Origin of the sequence: Bradyrhizobium sp. SRL28 (genome assembly GCF_018596315.1) — a bacterium.
Taxonomy (GTDB): Bacteria; Pseudomonadota; Alphaproteobacteria; order Rhizobiales; family Xanthobacteraceae; genus Bradyrhizobium.
Window position 1 is genome coordinate 1 of sequence record NZ_JAHEAG010000193.1, and the last position, 666, is coordinate 666.

Annotated in this window: 1 protein-coding gene; it reads right to left on the reverse strand. The window is 59.5% G+C overall.

The window, feature by feature from the left end; all coding sequences use genetic code 11:
- The coding region (locus tag KIP88_RS45945) for an IS110 family transposase (RefSeq protein WP_214494642.1) at positions 1 to 626 on the reverse strand (626 nt) is incomplete at its 3' end.
- Positions 627 to 666 lie beyond the last annotated feature (40 nt).

Genomic DNA, 666 nt, shown 5'->3' on the forward strand with positions numbered 1-666 from the left:
CTTGAACGATGCCAGGCATGGATGCGCTTCTCGATAGCTCCGATCTCAGCTGCGATCGCGGCGTGTTGGCGGGCAAGAACATCGAGGCTGAACCGTGCGGCCGCGGGTATCCGACCATCCTTCGCGTCAGCAATGATCTTGAACAGCTCGGCTGTGCCGTTGCGGCCCTTTGCCGAGATAATGCCGAGCTCGGCCAGGTGACCGCGGATCGCGTTCGACAGCATCGTTCGCTGACGGACCAGTAGCTGTCGGCTGCGATGCAGCATCAGGCCTGATTGTTGCTGCTCGCTTTTGGTCGGCACAAAACGCATCGACGGACGTGTCACTGCCTCGCAGATCGCCGCAGCATCATTAGCGTCGTTCTTACTGCGCTTGAGATAGGCCTTCACATAACTGGGCGGCATCAGCCGCACCGTATGGCCGAGCGCCCGGAGCTCACGGCTCCAATGATGGGCACTGGGGCAAGCTTCAATGCCAACAATGCAAGCCGGCAAAGTCGAGAAGAACTCCAGCACCTTGGCGCGGCTCACACGCTTGCGGATCACAACCGCGCCATCAACATCTGCGCCGTGAACCTGGAAGACTGACTTCGCAATATCGAGACCAATCGTGCTAACCTCGCCCATGGACGGCTCCCCTCAAAGTGGTTTGCTTCAACGCAACCAC